Source organism: Paenibacillus sp. R-74696 (assembly GCF_055814915.1).
On record NZ_JBPULM010000045.1, the window covers coordinates 411717 to 430377 of the forward strand.

The window sequence follows — 18661 nt, forward strand, 5'->3', positions numbered from 1 at the left end:
CGTTGCATGGAACCGGAGCTTTTTTGAGCTTTCTCTTTAATCCTCAATCGTAGATAAATCGCCTGTTGGCAAATTCAGCTCCCATGCCTTCAGCACACGACGCATAATTTTGCCGCTGCGCGTCTTCGGCAGCTTATCCTTGAACTCAATTTCTCGTGGTGCCGCGTGTGCAGACAAGCCCACTTTCACAAACTGGGCAATTTCCGCCTTCAGCTCATCGGATGCCGTATAGCCTTCACGCAGGGCGATAAAAGCTTTAATGATCTCGCCACGCATCGGATCAGGCTTCCCAATAACGCCTGCTTCTGCAACCGCTGGATGCTCAACGAGCTTGCTCTCCACCTCAAACGGCCCTACTCGCTCGCCTGCTGTATTAATTACATCATCAATGCGGCCCTGGAACCAGAAATAGCCCTCCTCATCAATATAGGCGGAATCACCCGATACATACCAGCCCTCCAGATGAAAATATTCCGCGTATTTGGCAGGGTTATTATAAATTTTACGCATCATCGATGGCCAAGGCGTGCGAATAGCCAAGTTGCCCATACGGTATGGCGGCAGCACATTGCCTTGATTATCAATGATCGCCGCTTCCACGCCCGGCAGCGGCTTGCCCATGGAGCCTGGCTTAATCGTCATCGACGGGTAATTGCAAATCAGCTGTCCGCCCGTTTCCGTCATCCACCACGTATCGTGAATGCGCTGCTGGTAAACCTTCATCCCCCAGCGAACGACTTCCGGATTAAGCGGCTCGCCCACGCTGAGCACATGTCGCAAGCTGGACAAATCGTAGTTTAATACGACGTCATCTCCTGCGCCCATCAGCATGCGGAACGCTGTTGGCGCACTGTACCAGACGGTGACGCCGTATTTCTGAATCGTGCCGTACCAATCCGCTGGACTGAACCTGCCTCCCCTTACGACAATCGTAGCTGCATTAAGCCATGGAGCAAAAATGCCATAGGAAGTTCCCGTAACCCAGCCCGGGTCGGCGGTGCACCAGTAAATATCATCCTCTTTCAGATCGAGGACAATCTGGCCTGTATATTTATGCTGAATCATTGCATTTTGCACATGATAGACGCCTTTAGGCTTGCCAGTCGAACCCGATGTATAATGCAAAATAAGGCCATCCTCGCGTCCGAGCCATTCGATCTCGCTATCGGTCGATGCCTGCTGCATCTCAGCGGCGTAATCGACGATTACGTCATCTGTCTGCACCTCATCGCCATAAACGATAATATGCCGCAGCGATGGAATTTCATCGCGCTTAATCCGGCTGAGCAGCGCTGGCGTCGTTATAATCGCAGACGCTTCACTGTCTTGAAGGCGATCCTTGACTGCCGTCTCCATGAACGCTTCAAATAACGGGCCGATAACGGCGCCGACTTTGAGCGCTCCGAGCACGCTTATATACAGCTCAGGCGTTCGCGGCATAAACACAAATACGCGCTCGCCCTTCATGATGCCGAGCCCCCGCAACACATTCGCAAATTGATTCGATTGCGCTTGCAGCTGCCCAAACGTATATGACTCGTCGCGTGAGCTGTCGCTGTAATAAAGGGCAACCTTGTCCTCCTTGCCAACAGATACATGGCGATCTATCGCTTCATAAGCCATATTCACCTTTCCGGTCTGGTGCCAGCTGAACTGCTGCTCAATCGTTTCCCATCGGAAGGTTTTTACAGCTTCATCATAATCAACCAGGTTAGAATTATTAGCTACTGCTGGAATTCGCTCTTGATGTAGATCAGACATTCTATCACTCTCCCATCAAATCTATTACACCTTTACCGAGTGGAATACGCTTACATGGACGATTATAACATATCTGCTTTATTTTCGACTATGCTTTTCATTTGGCTGAATGTTTGCTATAACCATTAGTAGAACAAGCTTTACCATTTAGGCAGCACCACAGAGAGGGGAGTATGCCTTGCAGCATCGCAAACACTACCAGCAAGACAAAATGATACTCGCAGACGGCCGGGAGCTTGTGCTGGAAGGGCCTGTTCCTGCTGAGCAGCTAACGCTGCTTGCTATGCATCCGGACCTTGATGCATTTCGCAGGCCTGCGGAACAGCATGAAGCGCTAGTCGAAATCGCCGGTTTGGCGGAAGGGCGCATTATTTTGGCCCGGGAAGCCGGTTGCATCGTCGGTTATGTCACCTTCCATTATCCCGATGAGCTGGAGCGGTGGTCCGAAGGAAGTATGATCGATTTGGTCGAGCTTGGCGCTGTCGAAGTAGCTAATGACTACCGCTCCTATGGGCTCGGCAAAAAAATGATCCAGCTCGCCTTCGCGGAGCAGCAGTTGGAAAACCTGATTATTTTTACAACGGAATATTATTGGCATTGGGATTTGAAAAGCACGGGACTCAGCGTCTGGGACTATCGCACGATGATGGAAAAGCTGATGAAGTCAGTCGATATGATTTGGTATGCAACGGATGATCCGGAAATATGCTCCCATCCCGCCAACTGCCTGATGGTGCGGATTGGCAGCGAAGTACCGCTGGCATCAATCGAACAGTTTGACCGCGTCCGGTTTCGGCAGCGGTTTATGTATTAAGGATAGATCGGCGTAATGAGCCGGAGGAGGACGTGATTCGTTTATGCTTATGCCGTCAAATGCTATTTTTGTGCATCAGCCAGACTGCTCGCTTTATAAATTTGGCGAGGAGCATCCTTTTAATCCGATCAGGCTGACGCTTACGGTCGACCTGCTTCAAACGCTGGGCGCGCTCCCCGAGGAGCAATGGCATGAGACGAGCCGCCAAGCAAGCAGCCAAATGCTCGCGCTGGCGCATCGCGAGGACTACATAGAAGCAGTTAGGCAGCTCAGCACGCAGACACCTGCACTAGAAGAGCAAGACAGCTCCGGGCAATTTGGGCTGGATACGGAGGATACGCCTTTTTTCCCGGGCATGCATGACGCAGCCGCAGCTATCGTTGCCGGTTCTGTAGAAGCGGCGGAGCAGGTGATGAGCGGGCTGACGCTGCATGCTTATCATATGGCAGGCGGGCTGCATCACGCTTTTCCAGAGCGCGGTTCCGGCTTCTGTGTCTACAATGACGCAGCCGTGGCCATCAAGCATTTGCGGGAAACGTACAACGCAAGGGTGCTTTATATCGACACCGATGTCCATCATGGCGACGGGGTGCAGTGGATTTTTTACAATGATCCCGATGTATGCACCTACTCCATCCATGAGACGGGCAAGTTTCTTTTCCCCGGCACCGGCTATGTGTATGAAAAAGGCACCGATGCGGGCGTAGGCACCTGCTTTAATCTGCCCATGGAGCCTTATACGGAGGACGATTCGTGGCTGGAATGCTTCCGCTCCTCCATTACGAAGGTCGCGGCCGCTTTCAGGCCCGACATTATTATTAGCCAGCATGGCTGCGATGCTCACGCTTATGATCCGCTGTCGCATATTCATTGCAGCATGCGCATTTATAGCGAAATGCCTACCATTATCCATGAGCTGGCCCATACGTTTGCGGGCGGCAAATGGGTCGCGCTTGGCGGCGGCGGCTATGACCTATGGCGCGTCGTTCCGCGTGCTTGGGCACTTGTATGGCTGACCATGACCGATCACCCTATCGCCTTGGAGCTTGCGAGCAGAGCTGCTGCGGGATTGGAGAAAACGCAGCCCCTTCTTGAGAGCAAGCTGCGACTGCCCCAGCAGTGGCTCGATAAATGGCAAAAAAGCAGCCCTAGTGAGCTGCCCGAATGGTGGCTGGATGATTTGGCGCATATTCCGCCCATTCCCCGCCGTAGTGAAATTGAAACCAAAAATCGTGCCATCTGCGAAATTGCTATTCAAGATTTATAAGCTGGCTTGACCGAACGGGGCGGGCTAGCTATGAATTTCGCTCCGACTCAAAGCTCGAAGGTCTTTTTCAAATGCTCCTTAAGCTTCGCTAAGCCATCTCCCACATCAGGCTCACGCATGGAAGAATAAAGCGAGAAGGTGGGCAGCTGCTTAAGCCCGCAATACTCTTGGGTTTTATGCACGCTGAACAGCACCTCGTCCTCGCTTTTTCCTTCCAGGAAGCCCGCTGGAACCGAGAAAGCGGCAGCGGACGCTCCCCATGTGAGCGACAGCATATATTTTTTATCGGTGAGCAGCCCGCCACGGCCAAACTCTACCGCTTTGCCGAAAAATATATTCGGCAGGTAAATGTCGTCGATATATTTTTTGAGCAGGCCTGTAATGCTGAACCAATAAATAGGCGTCTGAAAAATAATAACGTCGGCCCATTGGAATTTTTGAATTTCCTGCTCCACCTCATAGCCCTCTGCAACCGTGGTTGTCTGAACAGCATGCTGCTCAGAGAGCTGTGAGACCGCCGCTGCAATGAGCGTCTGGGTCAGCTTCCCTTGCGCTCTGTCATAATAATCATGTCCGTTTACAATCAAAATGTTCGTCATCTGCTTGCAGTCCCCCTGTATTTGTTTAAAATCGCAAGCCTGCTTAGGCTACTGATAGACCAGCTCTACCTTGCTTATTAAATCAAGTGCGGCCTGCTTCGCCTCCTGCGGTGTATCCGCCACAGTTATGACATAACCGAGCCTGTCATCCGAGCTTTTAGCTACGGAAATCTGGTCCCCCTGCTGCACCGAAATATGCGAACGAACGATAGCGTCTCCCGGCTGCAAATGCTCAAGACCTTCTACGGAGGCAACGGTGCCGTCCTTCTCGGCCAGCAAATAAGCGATCGCCGCTGCCCGGCTGCGGCTGGCATGAACATTTACAGGCTCTGCTAAATAATAATGTACGGTCGCTTCAAAAAAATCTACACCAAGCGCTTGAACGAGCAAATCCGAGGAAATATTGTCGCCTCCCGGCCTGCCGTTCACTTCAATAATTCGCGGACCTTGCTCTGAAAGCTTCACCTCGACATGGCTAGGACCATCCGTAATTCCAATTGCCCGCAGCGCGCTTACCGCCGTATCAATAATTTCCGCTTGTTTATCCGTATGCACGGAGGTCGGCAGCGTATGCGCCACCTCGACGAAATAAGGCAGCGGCGACGTTATTTTTTCGGTAACGACCGCAAACGCAGGCTCGCTATTTTCAAGAAAAATCTCCACGCTGAACTCCTGGCCCTCCAAATATTCTTCAACCAAATATTCCTCTCTCACTTTGAAATCCATATACGTTACTTTAAAATCCGAGATGATCGCCATCGCTTCCTTCAGCTCATCCTGCCCGGAAATAAAATAGACATTTTGGCTGCTTGCACAATTGGTCGGCTTAAGTACAATTGGATAGCCAATTTCACGAGCCGCTGCTTCCGCTTCCTCATAGGTTCTCACCTTCCTGTATTTTGCGCTTGGCACCCCAAACGCCTCATAGGCTTCGCGGGCCAAATCTTTATTTCTTGATTTTAACGCCGCTTCATAAGGCACGCTTCTAAGCCCCAGCCGCTCTGCGACCTTTGCCGTCAAATGAGAGGCATAGTCTGTCGCCGGAATTAAAGCATCCAGCTTGCCGAAATACGCTGAGCCGCGGATTGCCTCGTAAACGGACTCCTCATCTCTAATATCCGCAACAATTAAATCATGGTAAATGCCCTCATAGCCATACGTGCGCGGGTTATCCACAGAGGATACAATCGAGATTACCGTGCATCCCTGCTGGAAGGCCGCTCTTGCAAAGCTCACCCCGTAGAAGCTCGGCTCAACAAAAGCGACGATTTTGGGTTTGGTCATAGCTATTCTCCTTTAGTTAATAAATTTATACCTCCAGCGTTTTTTTCGCCTTTACGCCGCTGCTTGCAACTAGCATCCGGTGCAAAATCAGCCCCACGAGCATCAGCCCACCCATGCAGAGAAAGCCGACAGCTGCCGAATAACGGTCGATAAGCAAGCCCAGAGCGGAAGCTGATACCGTCTGAAGCAGCAGCGAAATGGCCATCCATACCGACATCGCCCGGCCCATATAGGACTTCGATACCTCCTCCATCAGCGTTGTCGTCATGACGATTCGCAGCGAGGAATTGCTGAGGCCGATGAGCATACTGCCCAAATACAGGACAAACGCAAATGTGTTGAACGCGACAGCGATTAATACGCCAAAGGCTACGGCGAAAAATAAAGCAATCGTCGTATTTTTCGATAATTTCGCGGCCAGCGGAGCGGCAATGAAACCCGATAACAGCCCGCCAATGCCATAAAACATATCCGAAAGGCCGAATACGACCGAATCTCCCTTGACAGCATCGCTCACATAACCCGGCAGCACGACATTATAAATCATCGTGGACACTAACGGAATAATAGCGATGACGCCGAGGAAAAAAATAAACGGGCGTTCAGCCAAATAGCTGAGTCCATTTTTAAAGCTGGAAACAAACGATTCTTTTTTATTTTCGACTGCAATCGCTTCATAGCTGACCCGGTACAGCAGCAGGCTGCTGACGATAAACACAAGCGCATTAATGAGCAAAATCACCTCAAAGCCCGAATATTTATACAGCACGCCCGATGCTGCACCCGCCATGAACATGCCGACCTGCAGGCTGATTTCAATTAAGGAATTGCCCTTGATCAAATCCTTCTCAGGCAGCAGCTCCTGCACCAGACTGCGGGAGGCCGACATATAGATGGTCCAGCCCATGCCATTCACAATCGTAAATAAATACAAATATTCAATGCGGAATCCGGTCCATAAAAACAAGCCCATAATAGCCAGCACAGCTGCCGCCCTGATGAAATACGTCCACTGAATAATCGCTTTGCGATTAAATTTGTCAGTCAAGCTGCCCACAAACGGCGAAATTAGAAAGCCGGCGATTACATTGAGCGACAGCATAAACCCAATCGCGCTGATTGAACCCGTCTGGTCCATTAGAAACCAGTTGGCGCCAATGGTGCTCATCCCAACTCCGAAGCCGGAAATAATGTCCGAGAGAAAAAAATAACGGAATTTCGCTGGCCGCAGCACGCTAAATATCATCGGCATCTCCTCCGAGCTCTGCGATCTGCCTTGTCAGCGCATCATAGCCAAAACCTAAATAGTGCAGCACCTCTGCATGGCTGCCGCCATATATCGGCCATTCCTCGCCGCAATCATGCGAATAGACCCGGCTCTCCGGCAGCAGCAGAGCGAGACTGGACGCTGTACCGCCAGCAGCCCGGTGCTCCTCTACGACGAGGAAGGCTCCCGCTGCCGCTTGCAGCTCCGCCTTGTAACGCTTCAGGCTGTCGCGATCCACATAGCAAAGATGCGCATGGTTGACCCGCTCATTTTCCTGATAGATCCGGCTGCATATTTCAGTGGCCTGCTCGCCAATCGACACCAGGCATAGCTTTGCCTCGCTGCGCACAGCGCCTTCAAACAGCAGCTCGCGGCAGTTGCTCGACTCATCACGGGCGAGACTATCGAACTTGTCATTGCGAGACAGGCGGATGTAGTAGGGCTCATTTGACGCTGCCGCCTCCTGCACAACCCGCCTCGTCTCCGCTTCCCCATGCGGACAAGCGATGCGAATATTCTGGAACGTCTGGATAACCGCGATATCCTCCAAGCAATGATGCGTTGTCCCAAACCAGCCGCCCGACACTCCGCCATAGGCCGCGACGATTTTAATATTTTCACCCATATATCCTAGCGCCAGCTTTACGCCCTCCGCTGCCCGCAAAGCAGCAAACGAAGCAAAGGTCGAGAAAAACGGCACGAAGCCTGCCTTCGACAGCCCCGCAGCGATATCTACACTGGCGAGCTCTGCTATGCCTAGATTGAAGAAACGATCCGGATAGCTTTGCTGAAAAGGATGCTCTTTTCCGCCCAAATCCGCCTCTAAGCAAATAATGTTCGCATTATCCGCTGCCAGCTTCGTTAATTCATCTTTATAGGCCTCTCTTGCTGCCAAGCTGCTCATTGCAAGCCCCTCTTCCATTTCAGCGCTATTTTCTCAGATATTTTGGCATAGTGGGCATGTGGATTGCCTTCTATGGCAGCTACGCCCTTGCCCTTCACCGTATGGGCCAAAATCGCCAGCGGCTTCTCCCCGCCTGGCTCCAGCGCTGCAATAATTTGCCCGAGATCATGGCCGTCGATCTCCTTCACCTGAAAACCAAAGGCTTCAAAGCGCTCCCGCAAATTCGGCAGCGGCGATATGTCGGCTAGCAGGCCATCATTTTGCCCCCCGTTGCAATCGACGACATAAATGAAATTCGTAATGCCCTTCGCCTGTACGAGTTGTGCCGTTTCCCAGCATAGCCCTTCCTGAAGCTCGCCATCACCGCCGATGGCAATGCCAACCCCGCTCGTGCGCCGCAGCTTTTGTCCAAGCGCCCAGCCGGCTGCATAGGCTACCCCATGCCCGAGACTGCCGGTGGCAAAAGGGATGCCCGGCAGCTTCGGGTTGGGGTGCCCGGTGAACAGCGAATCTGCCCCGCCGTAGGAGGCAGCAGGATCATCGGACAAAATCCCATACTGGTACAGCGCCGCATATAACGCCGCTGCGGAATGCCCTTTGCTCAGCACGATGGCCGTATCCGCGTCATGATGATATTTTGCATAGGCGCCAATGAGCAAATCGATGACCGACAAGCTGCCGCCGATATGGCAGCCCGTCTCGCGGGCCGCCATATCGATAATAGAGCTGCGTGCAGCCTGCGCCTTCGCCAGCAGCTCTTCAGGCTCAGCTGAACGATTTGGCAGCTGTACCAACGTATCCATAGGAACCCTCCTCCGATCTTAGGCGATACCATTCCTCGATGGCTCCCTGTAAAATGGCTCGCGCGCCATGTACCTCGCTTAGCAGCAAATACTCCTCATTCGTATGGTCGAGGCTTGCATCACCGGGGCCGTAGGCGACCATCGGCACGTCCTCCCAGGTCGTAGCCAGCGTGTTCATATCGCTTGTTCCACGCTTTTTAATATAATGAATCGCTTTCCCCTTGCTCGCAAAGCTGCGTACAAAGGCTTTAACTAATGGACTGTTGCGAGGATTTGCGAAGCCTGGCGTAGCACGCAGCACCGCTACAGACACGCCATCGCCATAATCAAGCTGGATCTGCTTCGCATAATCCTTGCCCGCAAGCGGAGAAATTCGAAAATTCAAAATGCCCGTAGAACCAAGCATTCCATTATGATTACTATGTTTTATGTCAATAAGAGATGACAAACTGCTCGGATCAACGCCTCCTACCTGCTCCCGGATATCCGCCACTATCGTATAAAGCTGATCCAGCACGCTAACGCTGTCCTTGCCAGCGGAATGCTCCTGTGGCTTACTAATTGAAATGCTCAGCTTGTAAAGCCCGTAATAGCCGAGCGTCAAGCTGTCCTCCCCGCTCGGCTCGCCGATAATGACCGCATCCGCCCGGTAATGATCCCTTACGTAAAAGGCCCCCTTGGATGAAGATACCTCCTCCTCCACTGCCCCAATGACCAGCAGCGAGCCATCCTCAGGCACCTCGGCATCATACAGCATTTGAATGAAGCTCAGCAGGCTGCCCTTGGCATCCACCGTTCCGCGGCCAGCAATTCGCTCAGCATCACAGGTAACATGCCAATTATAGGGCACAGTATCCAGATGACCGAGCAGCAGCAGCTGATTAGGCCCATTTCCTTTGCGGAACACTACATTGCCCGCCTCGTCGACAAAGCCGTCTACCCCTGGCAGCTGAACGGCATTCAGCAAATAGCTCGCAAGCTCTGACTCGTCGCCGGAAACCGATGGAATTCGAATCGCTTTTCTAAGCAAATCCGTCCCACTGGTATCCCGCTGGATATTCCAAAACCACGTTTTGCCCGTGCCCGGCCGATTCAGCGAATGCGGACCTGTTATGCTTACATCGCAAATGCCTTTACTGATGGCGTGATTCGCCGCCCGTACCTTTTGCTTCATCCGTCCTTTGATGGAATGAATTTCATCGCCCAGATAGACGTCGGATATCGTAGAAGCTGGTTCATCTACATTTTGCAAAAGACCCGCCGTACCTGTAATAAATCGCAGATGCTCGGCTCCAAGCTCGGTTGCAAGATGAGCGGCCAGCATGTCCGCATCGATGTTGATGTATTCGCTTAGCTCACGGTCATAAATAGGCGGTGTCAAGCATACGACGTCAAACACCTGCAGGGCACCCTGTAGAAAATCGACGTTGCAGCCTGTAAAAGAACCGAACAGGGAATCGCGAACGATAACGGTTTTGCCATCAATGACAGCTTTGACCGGCTTCGATTTTTGTCCAAATACAACCTCGTTGTCCCCGCCGATTTGGGCGAATACTTTGAGCTGGTAGCTTTTTAATTGCTCATGGACCTTCGCTAAAATAAACTCCTGGTATGCCGCCCGAATGAGCGGCATCTCTGACGGAGAGCAGTACCGCGCCTCATCTCCGTTCGCTAAAGCGAGAATCGGAATACTCCGGTTCAGCTGCTCGTATTTTTGCCGGATGCCTTCTGCTCCGCCCGCTACGAGCAGCACCTTTTTTCCTTTTTGCACCAGATCATTGAGCTCGGCAAATACTTCGGGATGGTGCATAATCGTGCTGCTCCCAAGTTTAATGACATACAAGCTCTGGCTCGACATTAAGGCCACGCCCCCTCTAGCTCAAATTGTAAGCCCGCCTCCTCCGCAATGCCGCTGTAAAGGTTCGCAGCCTGAATGGCTTGCCCTGCCGCTCCTTTAATCAGGTTGTCGATCGAGGCGATCGATACGCAATTGCGGCCCTCTACATAAGCGCCAACTTCAGCGTAATTCGTCCCTGCTGTCGTTTTGATCATTGGATACGAATAGGAACCGTTTTTGGAATTGAAATAATGGACAAACGGCTTTGCCGCGTAGGCGCCATAAAATGCTTTTTTCACATCGATTTCGCTCGCTTGTTCTTTCAGCAGCGAGTAGGACGTAACGAGAATGCCCCGCGGCAAATCCAGGCTGTGCACGGAAAATTGCAGCTCCACGGAACGTTCCAGATGCTGTTGGAGCGCAAATTCGATTTCCGGCCTATGGCGATGCCCATGCACTTTATAAGGACGAAAATTATGGGCGCGCTCCGCATGATGCTCCGTGCTCGCCTTGCCGCCGCCGCTGGAGCCCGTCTTGGCGTCCGAGATGACGCGCGGTTCAATCAGATTAGCTGCCAGCAGCGGAAACAGCGTATAAATCGTTGCAACCGCCATGCAGCCGGGCAAATTGACCACCTTCGCCTCCAAATTAATGTCGCTAAACTCCGGAATAAAATAATGGCTGCCCCCTTTCGCTGGATGGCTGAGGCTTTCTGGATAATGCTGCCGCAGCAGCTCCTGATCGTTTAGGCGATAATCTCCGCTGACGTTAATTACATACTCGGCATGCTCGGCAATATGGTCGATATGGCGTGGCAATACCCCTGTCGGCAGGCAGGAAAAAATGAAATCATAATGTCCGGCAAGCTCTGCCAGCTTCTGAAATTTCCCGCCTTCCGACCGTTTCTGGCGCGCCGACGAAACAAAAAATTTATCCAGCGGCAGCCCTGCCTTTGATTCCGAGGATACAAAATCCACTTTAAAATAAGGATGCCGCTTTACAAGCCGGTAAAGCTCTCCGCCTGTAAAGCCATTGCCGCCCAAAATGGCGACGCGCTTCATGCTGCTACCCATTACACTCATCCGAGTCTCGCATCCCTCTCATATGATTTTTTGGCCGCCGTGTTCTGAAGCACGAGTTCACGAATAATCGACGGGTTTGCGTCTATTTTCTGAAACGCCAGCGCATATGCGGCTATGCGCTCATATTCAATTGGCGAACGCAGCTCCCGGCAAATGGTCAGCGACGAGCGCAGCATTTTCAGCGTCTCGGGGAAATGGTCAATGTGGTAGCCAAAGTCTTTGCGCTCTGACAGTGTAAAGGGATACCCTCTGCCAAACCCTTTGCGATTTTGAAAAGGCAGATGGCCCGGAATCGGCACGTTTTGCCACTCCCGCGCAAACACGCCTTCGCTCGATGCCAGCTCTTGAATAGCCTCTTTCACTTGATAATCCAGCAAATCTCCCAGCCCCGCTACTTCCGGGTCCAGCTTAATGCGGTACATATTGTAGCTATGCTTATGCCCCTCAGGCACATACGGCCCTTTAAACAGCTTCGTTTGCGCTAAAATAGTTGTTAAATAGCTCGCATTTCTCGCCCGAATCGCATCATAAAACGGCAATCGATCCAACTGGCTAATGCCAAACGCTGCCGCGATCCATGACATGCGGTAATCAATGCCCGTCTCCTGCAAAAAGCTCAATGCCCGTTCATAATCCTCCCGCTCCTTGAAGAAGGCGATGCCGCCCTCTCCGCCTACGGGGAAGTTTTTATCCGCCATTAAGCTTTGCCCCGCTCCATCTCCGATAGAGCCGCACAGCTGTCCGCCAATGGAGGCAGAATGCGCATGGGATGCATCCTCCACTAGGTGCAGCTGATGCTTGTCAGCCAGCGCCCTAAGCTGAGCCAGATCAGCTGGCAAGCCATGGACATGGACCGGCATAATGACCTTCGTCCTCGCTGTGATCGCCTGCTCTACCAGCGCTGGATTCAAGTTATAGGTCAGTGGATCGATATCCACAAATACCGGAATCGCTTTCGCCGCCACAACGGCCTGTGCGGTCGCAATAAACGTAAACGCTGGAACGATGACCTCATCTCCCGGCTGTACGCCAACGCCAACGAGTGCCAGATGCAGGCTTGATGTTCCGCTTGCGGTAGCAAGCGCATAATTCGCCCCCACGTAGCTGCGGTATTTTTCCGTAAACTCATCGATCACATCTTCCGGGCTTTGCTGAATAGACACTAGCATTTGCACGATGTCCTCTTTCGTAATGGAAGGAAAGGTCGTCTTCCGGCTATCCTCGGGAATGACCGCTGGCCCCCCATAATAAGCAAGCTGCTCGTTAATCCAGGCCTCCGACGGCAAGCTCAGCGGCTTGCGGATAAAATCAGTCTTCATGGCTGCTGTTCCTCCTTAAAAGCGATAGTTTGACGCATGCCGCCACGAGCGGGCTGAGCCTATAGTTGAATTGTGCGCCCGGCTGAATGTCCGGTTCCGCCTCCTCCTGCGTCCACATCGTCTTCAAGTCGAAGGCGCCGAATATTTTCAGACGCTCCGCCTTGGTCCAGACGCTCTCGTCATTTACCGAAATAGAGGCGCAGGGGCCGAAGCCAAGCTCCGTGAAATCCAGCACCAGCACCGGCGACTGCTGCAGCTCCTGCTCAATGCGGGGCAAATTTCCCCACGTAACGCTAACCTTCTCGAAGCCTTGTGAAACCTCCGGATCCGTCACCAGCCCTACTCCGAGCCAGCTTGCAAAACGCTGATCCTGCTCGCTCGCCCCCTCCAGGCGTGTCAGCGAGCCATGGACGATATCCTGTCCCCAGAGCGCGGCATGCACCGCGCCCGTATAGCTGTTAAACAAGGAGACATATTTGCTTTGTGTCAGCTTGCCGATACTTTTCTCAAGCCCCTTTAGCTCGCTCTCATTTTTTTCAATACTCATGATGACGCCGGAATTCAGCACACGGGATAAAACAAAGGATAGAGAAAAATATTGCTCCTTTTTGATTACTGGTGTCACCTTCTCTGGAGCTGTAATAATTGTCGTATGGGCCATTGCCGATTCTCCTTTATCCTTAGCTTGCTTTCATGGTTCATGTTTCATCGTTTTAACTCGAGTTCCATCGTCTAATCTGCGTTATGCGTTAACCTCCTGCCTTGTTCTAGATGCCAATTTCCCTTGCAAATAAAGCGCGATATGAGCGGCTACGTCGACGCCATGAATTTTCCATGACTTTGAAAACTCCGGGTTTTGATTGACCTCGCATACGAGATAACGTTTATTTTGATAGTCATAAAATAAATCCAAGCCATAGATGCCTTCACCGAGCACCTCGGTCAGCTTGCTGCAAATCCATTCTATTTCCTGATTGATAGCAATAGGCTCAACCTCTGCTCCCAAATGCGTATTCGTCTTCCAGTTGTCGACCGATACCCGCCGAAATGCAACGATTGGCTTCCAGCCGACAATGACAACGCGAATATCATAATCCCCCTTGTCCACGTATTCCTGTACGAGTACAGGAAAGGACTGCTGGGTCGGATCAAGCGATTCCCGTGCCGCAATCCAGCCATCTAGGCATTCCTTGCCAACAATGCGGGCAATGCCTCTTCCCCAGGAGGAGCTGGGTGGCTTGATCACAAATATGTTGCCAAAATCCTCGAACGATTCGAGGATTTTGTCTGCTGTAAAAGCGACCTTGAAGCGGGGCTGCGGAATGTTATGCTTTTGAAACACGATTGCTTGATGAATTTTGTTCGTGCAAATGTTAATCGCTTTAACCGAATTGATCGTTTCAATGCCGGATAATTCCAGCATCGTTGAGCGGCTTAGCGCTTTTTTCTGCGAGAGGCAGCGAATAAGTGCGACACCATATTGATCGGCACAGCCTTGCTCAAGCGGCAGCTCCATCGAATCCAAATTCACCTGGACATGGTGTCCAGCCTGCTGGAGCAGTTCATAAATACGCTTCTCTTCCTCTCGCAGCTTCGTCACACAAAGCAAAATATCCGTATTTGTCTGCTTCATACCCCAGGCTCCTCTACTCGCCCCAAGTTTCTTCAATCTCGGGAGCTAATGCTACTGAAATGCTATTATTTACAGCATGCACCTCATGCTCTTGTCCGCATGACGAGCACTCTACGATTTCCCCACTTATTGCATCCGACTCCACGCTAATTTCCGATTTGCATACGACACAGCTAACGTCTGCCATTACCTATCTCCACCTATCCTAAAGTTTAATTTTCGCCAACAGCCTTATTTTCAGAATGTTCTGTCTTTTAATTCGTCTCAGTACTGCTCTAGGCTATCTTTTTTCTTCTCTCCTCCTCATTTAACCAAAAATAGTAAAATGCTGGTGGCAAGATGAATCGTACAATGCTTTTCCTATCGCTGTCAATTAAAATAGATAATTCCTATCGGAATATAATTGTTTCTATCTATTTCCTATTTTGAACGTCGTTTTCCAACGACAAAAACCGCCATCCCGTGTGCCCGGATGGCGGTTTTGTACCTTCTTATGAACTACATATGTCGAAGCATGTCGTCAATAATTGCGTAGGAGTTATTGGCTGCCTTCACTGTAAATTCTGGGAAATTGACATGCGCAGACCCGTCAGCCTTGTCCGACATGGAGCGGATGACCACGAAGGGCACCTCATTCATATCGCATACATGGGCTACTGATGCGCCTTCCATTTCCGCACAAGCACCGTTCATCGTTTCACGCAGCAGCGCAACCGTCTCGCGGCTCGCAATAAATTGGTCGCCGGATAACACGATGCCTTTCAAGCTGCGTCCCTCAAACAAGCGATTGCTCGAATCAACGGCCAGCTGGACCAGACGCTCATCAGCCACAAATTCCGAACGCGCATGGAATGGAATTTCACCGCGTGCGAAGCCTAGCGGCGAGCAATCCATATCATGCTGAACACAGCTTGTGGACACGACAATATCACCAATATTCAGACTTGGATCAACAGCTCCGGCTACGCCGGTAAACAGCACGCAATCCGCACCCAAATCAATTAAAATTTGTGTACATACAGCAGCATTGACTTTGCCAACACCGGATTTGCAATAAATAATGGTCTTGCCATGAAACTGGCCTTCGTAATAAGTAATGCCAGCCTTCACCGTTTCCTTGGTTACTTGGACGTGCTGACCGAGAAGCTCAATCTCTTCAACCATCGCCCCAATGATGCCTATTTTGTTAAAAGTCATACTTCCTATACCCCTCCAACAGACTGGCGCACAATCACTTCATGCGGCAAAATAACTTTGGAGTGATCCACATTTTCTTTATTCATCAGCTTCGTGAGCAGACGCATCGATACCGCTCCGATATCGTACATAGGCTGGGCAACAGCTGTCAATTGCGGACGAACCATCGAAGCCATACGGCTGTTATCTACGCTAATAACGGAAATATCGCCTGGCACGCTCAGACCGGAGTCTTGAATCATATGAATGGCACCAATGGCCATTTCATCTGTTGCCGAGAATACCGCAGTCGGACGCTCGTCCAGCTCAATAAAATATTTCATGGCATCGATACCGGATTCATAACGATAGTTGCCGATACGAACAAGCGTGTCATCATAAGCAATGCCAGCTGTCTCCAGCGCCCGCTTGTACCCTTGGAAACGGGCATAGCCATTCGCAGGGTCCTGCAATGTGCCACTGATCATCGCAATCCGGCGGTGGCCTTGCTCCAGCAATTTGTTGACCGCATCAAAAGCTGCTTCCTCATGATTAATATCAACGGAAGGAATTTCACCGTTCTCATCCGTAGTTGCACATAATACGATTGGGACATTCGTTGTTTTGAACGCCTGCATATGCTCTTCCGTTACAGCACCGCCCATAAAGAGCAAACCGTCAACCTGCTTCTCTAGCAGCGTGTTAATAACGCGGATTTCTTTATCCTTCTTCTTATCCGCATTACACAAAATAATATTATAGTGATACATATTCGCAATGTCTTCAATACCCCGTGCCACTTCAGCAAAAATAGCGTTGGAAATATCGGGGATTACGACACCAACTGTCGTTGTTTTCTTGCTTGCAAGGCCCCTAGCTACCGCATTAGGACGGTATCCCAGACGCTCAATGGCCTCGTAAACCTTCTTGCGGGTTGCGGGTTTCACATTTGGATTGTTATTGACAACCCGGGAAACCGTAGCCATAGATACTCCTGCTTCTCTTGCTACATCATAAATGGTTACCGTCAAGGTCCTTCTCTCCATTATCTCAGATTTTTTACTTTCGCCCACTGCACAATAGAATAATCATACGACAAAATATTACTTTTCGCAATGTTAGCGCCGGGGCGCCTTCATTTCCGAACAAGCATCTGCTTGCAAACTCATCGCTTTATTGCATTATGTATGCCTTGTCGGCCGGCTGATTTGGCCCAGCCGCTTCGTAATATCCGCTATCCAACCTTCATCCTCAAGCCCTTGAGCAAGCAGCAGCAGGTCCAGCAGCGCATCGATCCGCTCCTGAATAAGCCGTTCCACTGCGGCAGGATCGGATTGCTTCTTCGTATTTCTCGCAATGACGAGCAGGCTTGCCCATTCATTACATTCATCGAAAAAAAAGGTCTGCTTCTCTGGCTCCGCTCCCAGTTGAGCAATCAGACCCGTCAAATCGGGCTTTACTTCTGGAAACACTTCACTTCGACTGCAGGCTACACAGGAATAAATAGGCACATTGTCTATTTCCACTTTCCCTGAATAAATGACGGTACGCAGCTTCATCTTCATGATGTCACCACAATGACACCGCTTTTCCAAGTTGGTCCACTCCTTCACGCGGACGGCTGTACCGCCCTTCATCTCCGTTTATGCTCATAATTTGAGATGCGTAAAATATTCGACCTTTTTCGCGAAAACTCCTGCTTTCAGCCTTATGTAATTTTTACTATTGAAAATGAACGATAATTCAACGATAAATGAACGATTAAAGCGTGGGCTGCCACTTCAATAAATCCTGGTCTTTCGGCCGCTGCTTTTGCTGATTTATATCATTTGTGTAAACAACGGGATTACCGAGCGATGCGCCGCCATAACCGGCGTACTGGCGGCAGTGCCACTAGAATAACCCACACAGTCGCTCCAATCATGTCATTGCGGACATCGGCCGCATCCGGCATTCTGCCGCCTACGAAAGATTGATGAAATTCGTCTGTAATGCCATAGATGCCGCACAACAACACGATCAATACTTTGATGCCTAAACGGTCGGCTCTCGCACCGATTGCGAAATCGATGGTGGCAGCGAGCATAAAATATGCGACAAAATGTCCCCAATCAAAGCTCGCCATTTGCGGAAACAGCTTTTGAAAAAAGGGCAGCAGCGTATTCATCTCTTCGCCCGTCGTCGCTGATGCGGCAAAAATCGCTGCCATGCCGAATACGGCTGGAATACAGCGAAGCACTCTTACCGTACGCTTTGCTATGGTTTGCTTCATAAGTTCTCCTTCGATACAATAGGTAAGACAATATGAAATGGAGGGAAAAGCTGTGACCTTACACAATAAAACCGTTATTTGCCTGCTGGATGATGAATTTGAAGATTTGGAGCTATGGTATCCGGTATATCGCGTCCGCGAGGCGGGAGCTACCGTTCTATATGCTGGTCCTGAGAAGGGCAAGAAGCATATTGGAAAATATGGCGTGCCCGCCGTTGCCGACCTCAGCTTTGATGAAGTGAACAGCAGCGACATTATTGGTCTGCTCGTTCCTGGAGGCTGGGCGCCGGACAAGCTCCGCCGCTACCCTAAAGTGCTTGAGCTTGTGCAGGAGCTTGACGCAGCCGGAAAGCCGATTGGCCAAATTTGCCATGCGGGCTGGGTGCTCATTTCCGCTAAAATATTGCAAGGCCGCAAGGTCACTTCCACGCCTGGCATTCGTGACGATATGGAAAATGCCGGTGCCGAATGGTTTGACGAGGCGGTTGTTGTAGACGGAAACCTCATCTCTGCTAGACGTCCGCCGGATCTTCCGCCATACGCCAAAGCTTTCGTTGACGCATTAGAGCAATACAAAGGCCAAGCGTAAACGGCTGAAGCCGTCCTTTGGCGGCAAAGCAACCGTTTCAAGGGTGAAATATAA

Annotated in this window: 19 protein-coding genes; 3 read left to right on the plus strand and 16 right to left on the minus strand. The window is 51.0% G+C overall.

The features are described from left to right. Window positions 1-36 precede the first annotated feature (36 nt). Complete coding sequence (acsA, locus tag ACSR9A_RS22020; protein WP_473759471.1) at window positions 37-1761, minus strand: acetate--CoA ligase; 1725 nt, start codon at window positions 1759-1761, stop codon at window positions 37-39. A 178-nt stretch (window positions 1762-1939) separates the two neighbouring features. Between acsA and ACSR9A_RS22025 the strand changes: the two genes are divergently transcribed. Next, window positions 1940-2575 (plus strand): GNAT family N-acetyltransferase, encoded by a 636-nt coding sequence (locus ACSR9A_RS22025; RefSeq protein WP_473759472.1) that lies wholly within the window; start codon window positions 1940-1942, stop codon window positions 2573-2575. A gap of 49 nt (window positions 2576-2624) precedes the next feature. Continuing rightward, a complete protein-coding gene (locus ACSR9A_RS22030) occupies window positions 2625-3842 on the plus strand; it encodes an acetoin utilization protein AcuC (protein ID WP_473760219.1) in 1218 nt (405 codons plus the stop codon). Between the two features lie 47 nt (window positions 3843-3889). Here ACSR9A_RS22030 and ACSR9A_RS22035 read toward each other — a convergent pair whose 3' ends face one another. The 15 genes from ACSR9A_RS22035 to ACSR9A_RS22105 all read right to left on the minus strand — a co-directional run bounded on the left by ACSR9A_RS22035 (window position 3890) and on the right by ACSR9A_RS22105 (window position 18018). Beyond that, window positions 3890-4441 (minus strand): NAD(P)H-dependent oxidoreductase, encoded by a 552-nt coding sequence (locus tag ACSR9A_RS22035; protein ID WP_473759473.1) that lies wholly within the window; start codon window positions 4439-4441, stop codon window positions 3890-3892. Between the two features lie 48 nt (window positions 4442-4489). Next, window positions 4490-5725, minus strand: a complete 1236-nt coding sequence (locus tag ACSR9A_RS22040) for an ATP-grasp domain-containing protein (RefSeq protein WP_473759474.1) — start codon at window positions 5723-5725, stop codon at window positions 4490-4492. A gap of 25 nt (window positions 5726-5750) precedes the next feature. Further along, window positions 5751-6971: an MFS transporter gene (locus ACSR9A_RS22045; RefSeq protein ID WP_341282324.1), complete on the minus strand. Its 1221-nt coding sequence runs from the start codon at window positions 6969-6971 to the stop codon at window positions 5751-5753. Next, entirely contained in the window at window positions 6961-7896 is a 936-nt protein-coding gene (locus tag ACSR9A_RS22050) for a transketolase family protein (protein WP_473759475.1), read from the minus strand. The genes ACSR9A_RS22045 and ACSR9A_RS22050 overlap by 11 nt, the downstream gene beginning before the upstream one ends. Then, the gene (locus tag ACSR9A_RS22055; protein WP_473759476.1) at window positions 7893-8699 is read right to left on the minus strand and encodes a 1-deoxy-D-xylulose-5-phosphate synthase N-terminal domain-containing protein; all 807 of its coding nucleotides are present in this window, start codon (window positions 8697-8699) and stop codon (window positions 7893-7895) included. The genes ACSR9A_RS22050 and ACSR9A_RS22055 overlap by 4 nt, the downstream gene beginning before the upstream one ends. Further along, window positions 8662-10557: a M20/M25/M40 family metallo-hydrolase gene (locus tag ACSR9A_RS22060; protein ID WP_473759477.1), complete on the minus strand. Its 1896-nt coding sequence runs from the start codon at window positions 10555-10557 to the stop codon at window positions 8662-8664. Before ACSR9A_RS22060 ends, ACSR9A_RS22055 begins: the two co-directional genes overlap by 38 nt. Next, window positions 10557-11618: an N-acetyl-gamma-glutamyl-phosphate reductase gene (argC, locus tag ACSR9A_RS22065; RefSeq protein ID WP_473759478.1), complete on the minus strand. Its 1062-nt coding sequence runs from the start codon at window positions 11616-11618 to the stop codon at window positions 10557-10559. The genes ACSR9A_RS22060 and argC overlap by 1 nt, the downstream gene beginning before the upstream one ends. Next, window positions 11615-12937 carry a DegT/DnrJ/EryC1/StrS aminotransferase family protein gene (locus tag ACSR9A_RS22070; protein ID WP_473759479.1) on the minus strand — a complete coding sequence of 441 codons (1323 nt, stop codon included), beginning with the start codon at window positions 12935-12937 and terminating at the stop codon, window positions 11615-11617. The genes argC and ACSR9A_RS22070 overlap by 4 nt, the downstream gene beginning before the upstream one ends. Beyond that, the gene (locus tag ACSR9A_RS22075) at window positions 12927-13598 is read right to left on the minus strand and encodes a degT/DnrJ/EryC1/StrS aminotransferase (RefSeq protein WP_473759480.1); all 672 of its coding nucleotides are present in this window, start codon (window positions 13596-13598) and stop codon (window positions 12927-12929) included. Before ACSR9A_RS22075 ends, ACSR9A_RS22070 begins: the two co-directional genes overlap by 11 nt. Before the next feature lie 81 nt (window positions 13599-13679). Continuing rightward, on the minus strand, window positions 13680-14570 hold the full coding sequence (locus ACSR9A_RS22080; RefSeq protein ID WP_473759481.1) for a RimK family alpha-L-glutamate ligase: 891 nt from the start codon (window positions 14568-14570) through the stop codon (window positions 13680-13682). 13 nt (window positions 14571-14583) lie between these two features. Then, window positions 14584-14757 (minus strand): lysine biosynthesis protein LysW, encoded by a 174-nt coding sequence (locus ACSR9A_RS22085; RefSeq protein ID WP_046230559.1) that lies wholly within the window; start codon window positions 14755-14757, stop codon window positions 14584-14586. 311 nt (window positions 14758-15068) lie between these two features. Continuing rightward, window positions 15069-15767 carry a 5'-methylthioadenosine/adenosylhomocysteine nucleosidase gene (locus ACSR9A_RS22090; protein ID WP_341282314.1) on the minus strand — a complete coding sequence of 233 codons (699 nt, stop codon included), beginning with the start codon at window positions 15765-15767 and terminating at the stop codon, window positions 15069-15071. 5 nt (window positions 15768-15772) lie between these two features. Next, the gene (ccpA, locus tag ACSR9A_RS22095; protein ID WP_341282313.1) at window positions 15773-16777 is read right to left on the minus strand and encodes a catabolite control protein A; all 1005 of its coding nucleotides are present in this window, start codon (window positions 16775-16777) and stop codon (window positions 15773-15775) included. Between the two features lie 150 nt (window positions 16778-16927). Then, entirely contained in the window at window positions 16928-17341 is a 414-nt protein-coding gene (locus tag ACSR9A_RS22100; RefSeq protein WP_473760220.1) for a hypothetical protein, read from the minus strand. 251 nt (window positions 17342-17592) lie between these two features. Continuing rightward, window positions 17593-18018, minus strand: coding sequence for a VanZ family protein (locus tag ACSR9A_RS22105; RefSeq protein WP_473759482.1), 426 nt, complete (start codon window positions 18016-18018; stop codon window positions 17593-17595). 52 nt (window positions 18019-18070) lie between these two features. On the opposite strand from ACSR9A_RS22105, the gene ACSR9A_RS22110 reads away from it, so the two are divergent. After that, window positions 18071-18607 (plus strand): type 1 glutamine amidotransferase domain-containing protein, encoded by a 537-nt coding sequence (locus ACSR9A_RS22110; RefSeq protein WP_473759483.1) that lies wholly within the window; start codon window positions 18071-18073, stop codon window positions 18605-18607. Window positions 18608-18661: the final 54 nt, after the last annotated feature.

Excerpts from the sequence above, each read along its gene's own strand:
- acsA (WP_473759471.1), bottom strand. The coding sequence starts at position 1,761 with ATGTCTGATCTACATCAAGAGCGAATTCCAGCAGTAGCTAATAATTCT.
- ACSR9A_RS22030 (WP_473760219.1), top strand. The coding sequence starts at position 2,625 with ATGCCGTCAAATGCTATTTTTGTGCATCAGCCAGACTGCTCGCTTTAT.
- ACSR9A_RS22035 (WP_473759473.1), bottom strand. The coding sequence starts at position 4,441 with ATGACGAACATTTTGATTGTAAACGGACATGATTATTATGACAGAGCG.
- ACSR9A_RS22040 (WP_473759474.1), bottom strand. The coding sequence starts at position 5,725 with ATGACCAAACCCAAAATCGTCGCTTTTGTTGAGCCGAGCTTCTACGGG.
- ACSR9A_RS22045 (WP_341282324.1), bottom strand. The coding sequence starts at position 6,971 with ATGATATTTAGCGTGCTGCGGCCAGCGAAATTCCGTTATTTTTTTCTC.
- ACSR9A_RS22050 (WP_473759475.1), bottom strand. The coding sequence starts at position 7,896 with ATGAGCAGCTTGGCAGCAAGAGAGGCCTATAAAGATGAATTAACGAAG.
- ACSR9A_RS22055 (WP_473759476.1), bottom strand. The coding sequence starts at position 8,699 with ATGGATACGTTGGTACAGCTGCCAAATCGTTCAGCTGAGCCTGAAGAG.
- ACSR9A_RS22060 (WP_473759477.1), bottom strand. The coding sequence starts at position 10,557 with ATGTCGAGCCAGAGCTTGTATGTCATTAAACTTGGGAGCAGCACGATT.
- argC (WP_473759478.1), bottom strand. The coding sequence starts at position 11,618 with ATGAGTGTAATGGGTAGCAGCATGAAGCGCGTCGCCATTTTGGGCGGC.
- ACSR9A_RS22070 (WP_473759479.1), bottom strand. The coding sequence starts at position 12,937 with ATGAAGACTGATTTTATCCGCAAGCCGCTGAGCTTGCCGTCGGAGGCC.
- ACSR9A_RS22075 (WP_473759480.1), bottom strand. The coding sequence starts at position 13,598 with ATGGCCCATACGACAATTATTACAGCTCCAGAGAAGGTGACACCAGTA.
- ACSR9A_RS22080 (WP_473759481.1), bottom strand. The coding sequence starts at position 14,570 with ATGAAGCAGACAAATACGGATATTTTGCTTTGTGTGACGAAGCTGCGA.
- ACSR9A_RS22085 (WP_046230559.1), bottom strand. The coding sequence starts at position 14,757 with ATGGCAGACGTTAGCTGTGTCGTATGCAAATCGGAAATTAGCGTGGAG.
- ACSR9A_RS22090 (WP_341282314.1), bottom strand. The coding sequence starts at position 15,767 with ATGACTTTTAACAAAATAGGCATCATTGGGGCGATGGTTGAAGAGATT.
- ACSR9A_RS22105 (WP_473759482.1), bottom strand. The coding sequence starts at position 18,018 with ATGAAGCAAACCATAGCAAAGCGTACGGTAAGAGTGCTTCGCTGTATT.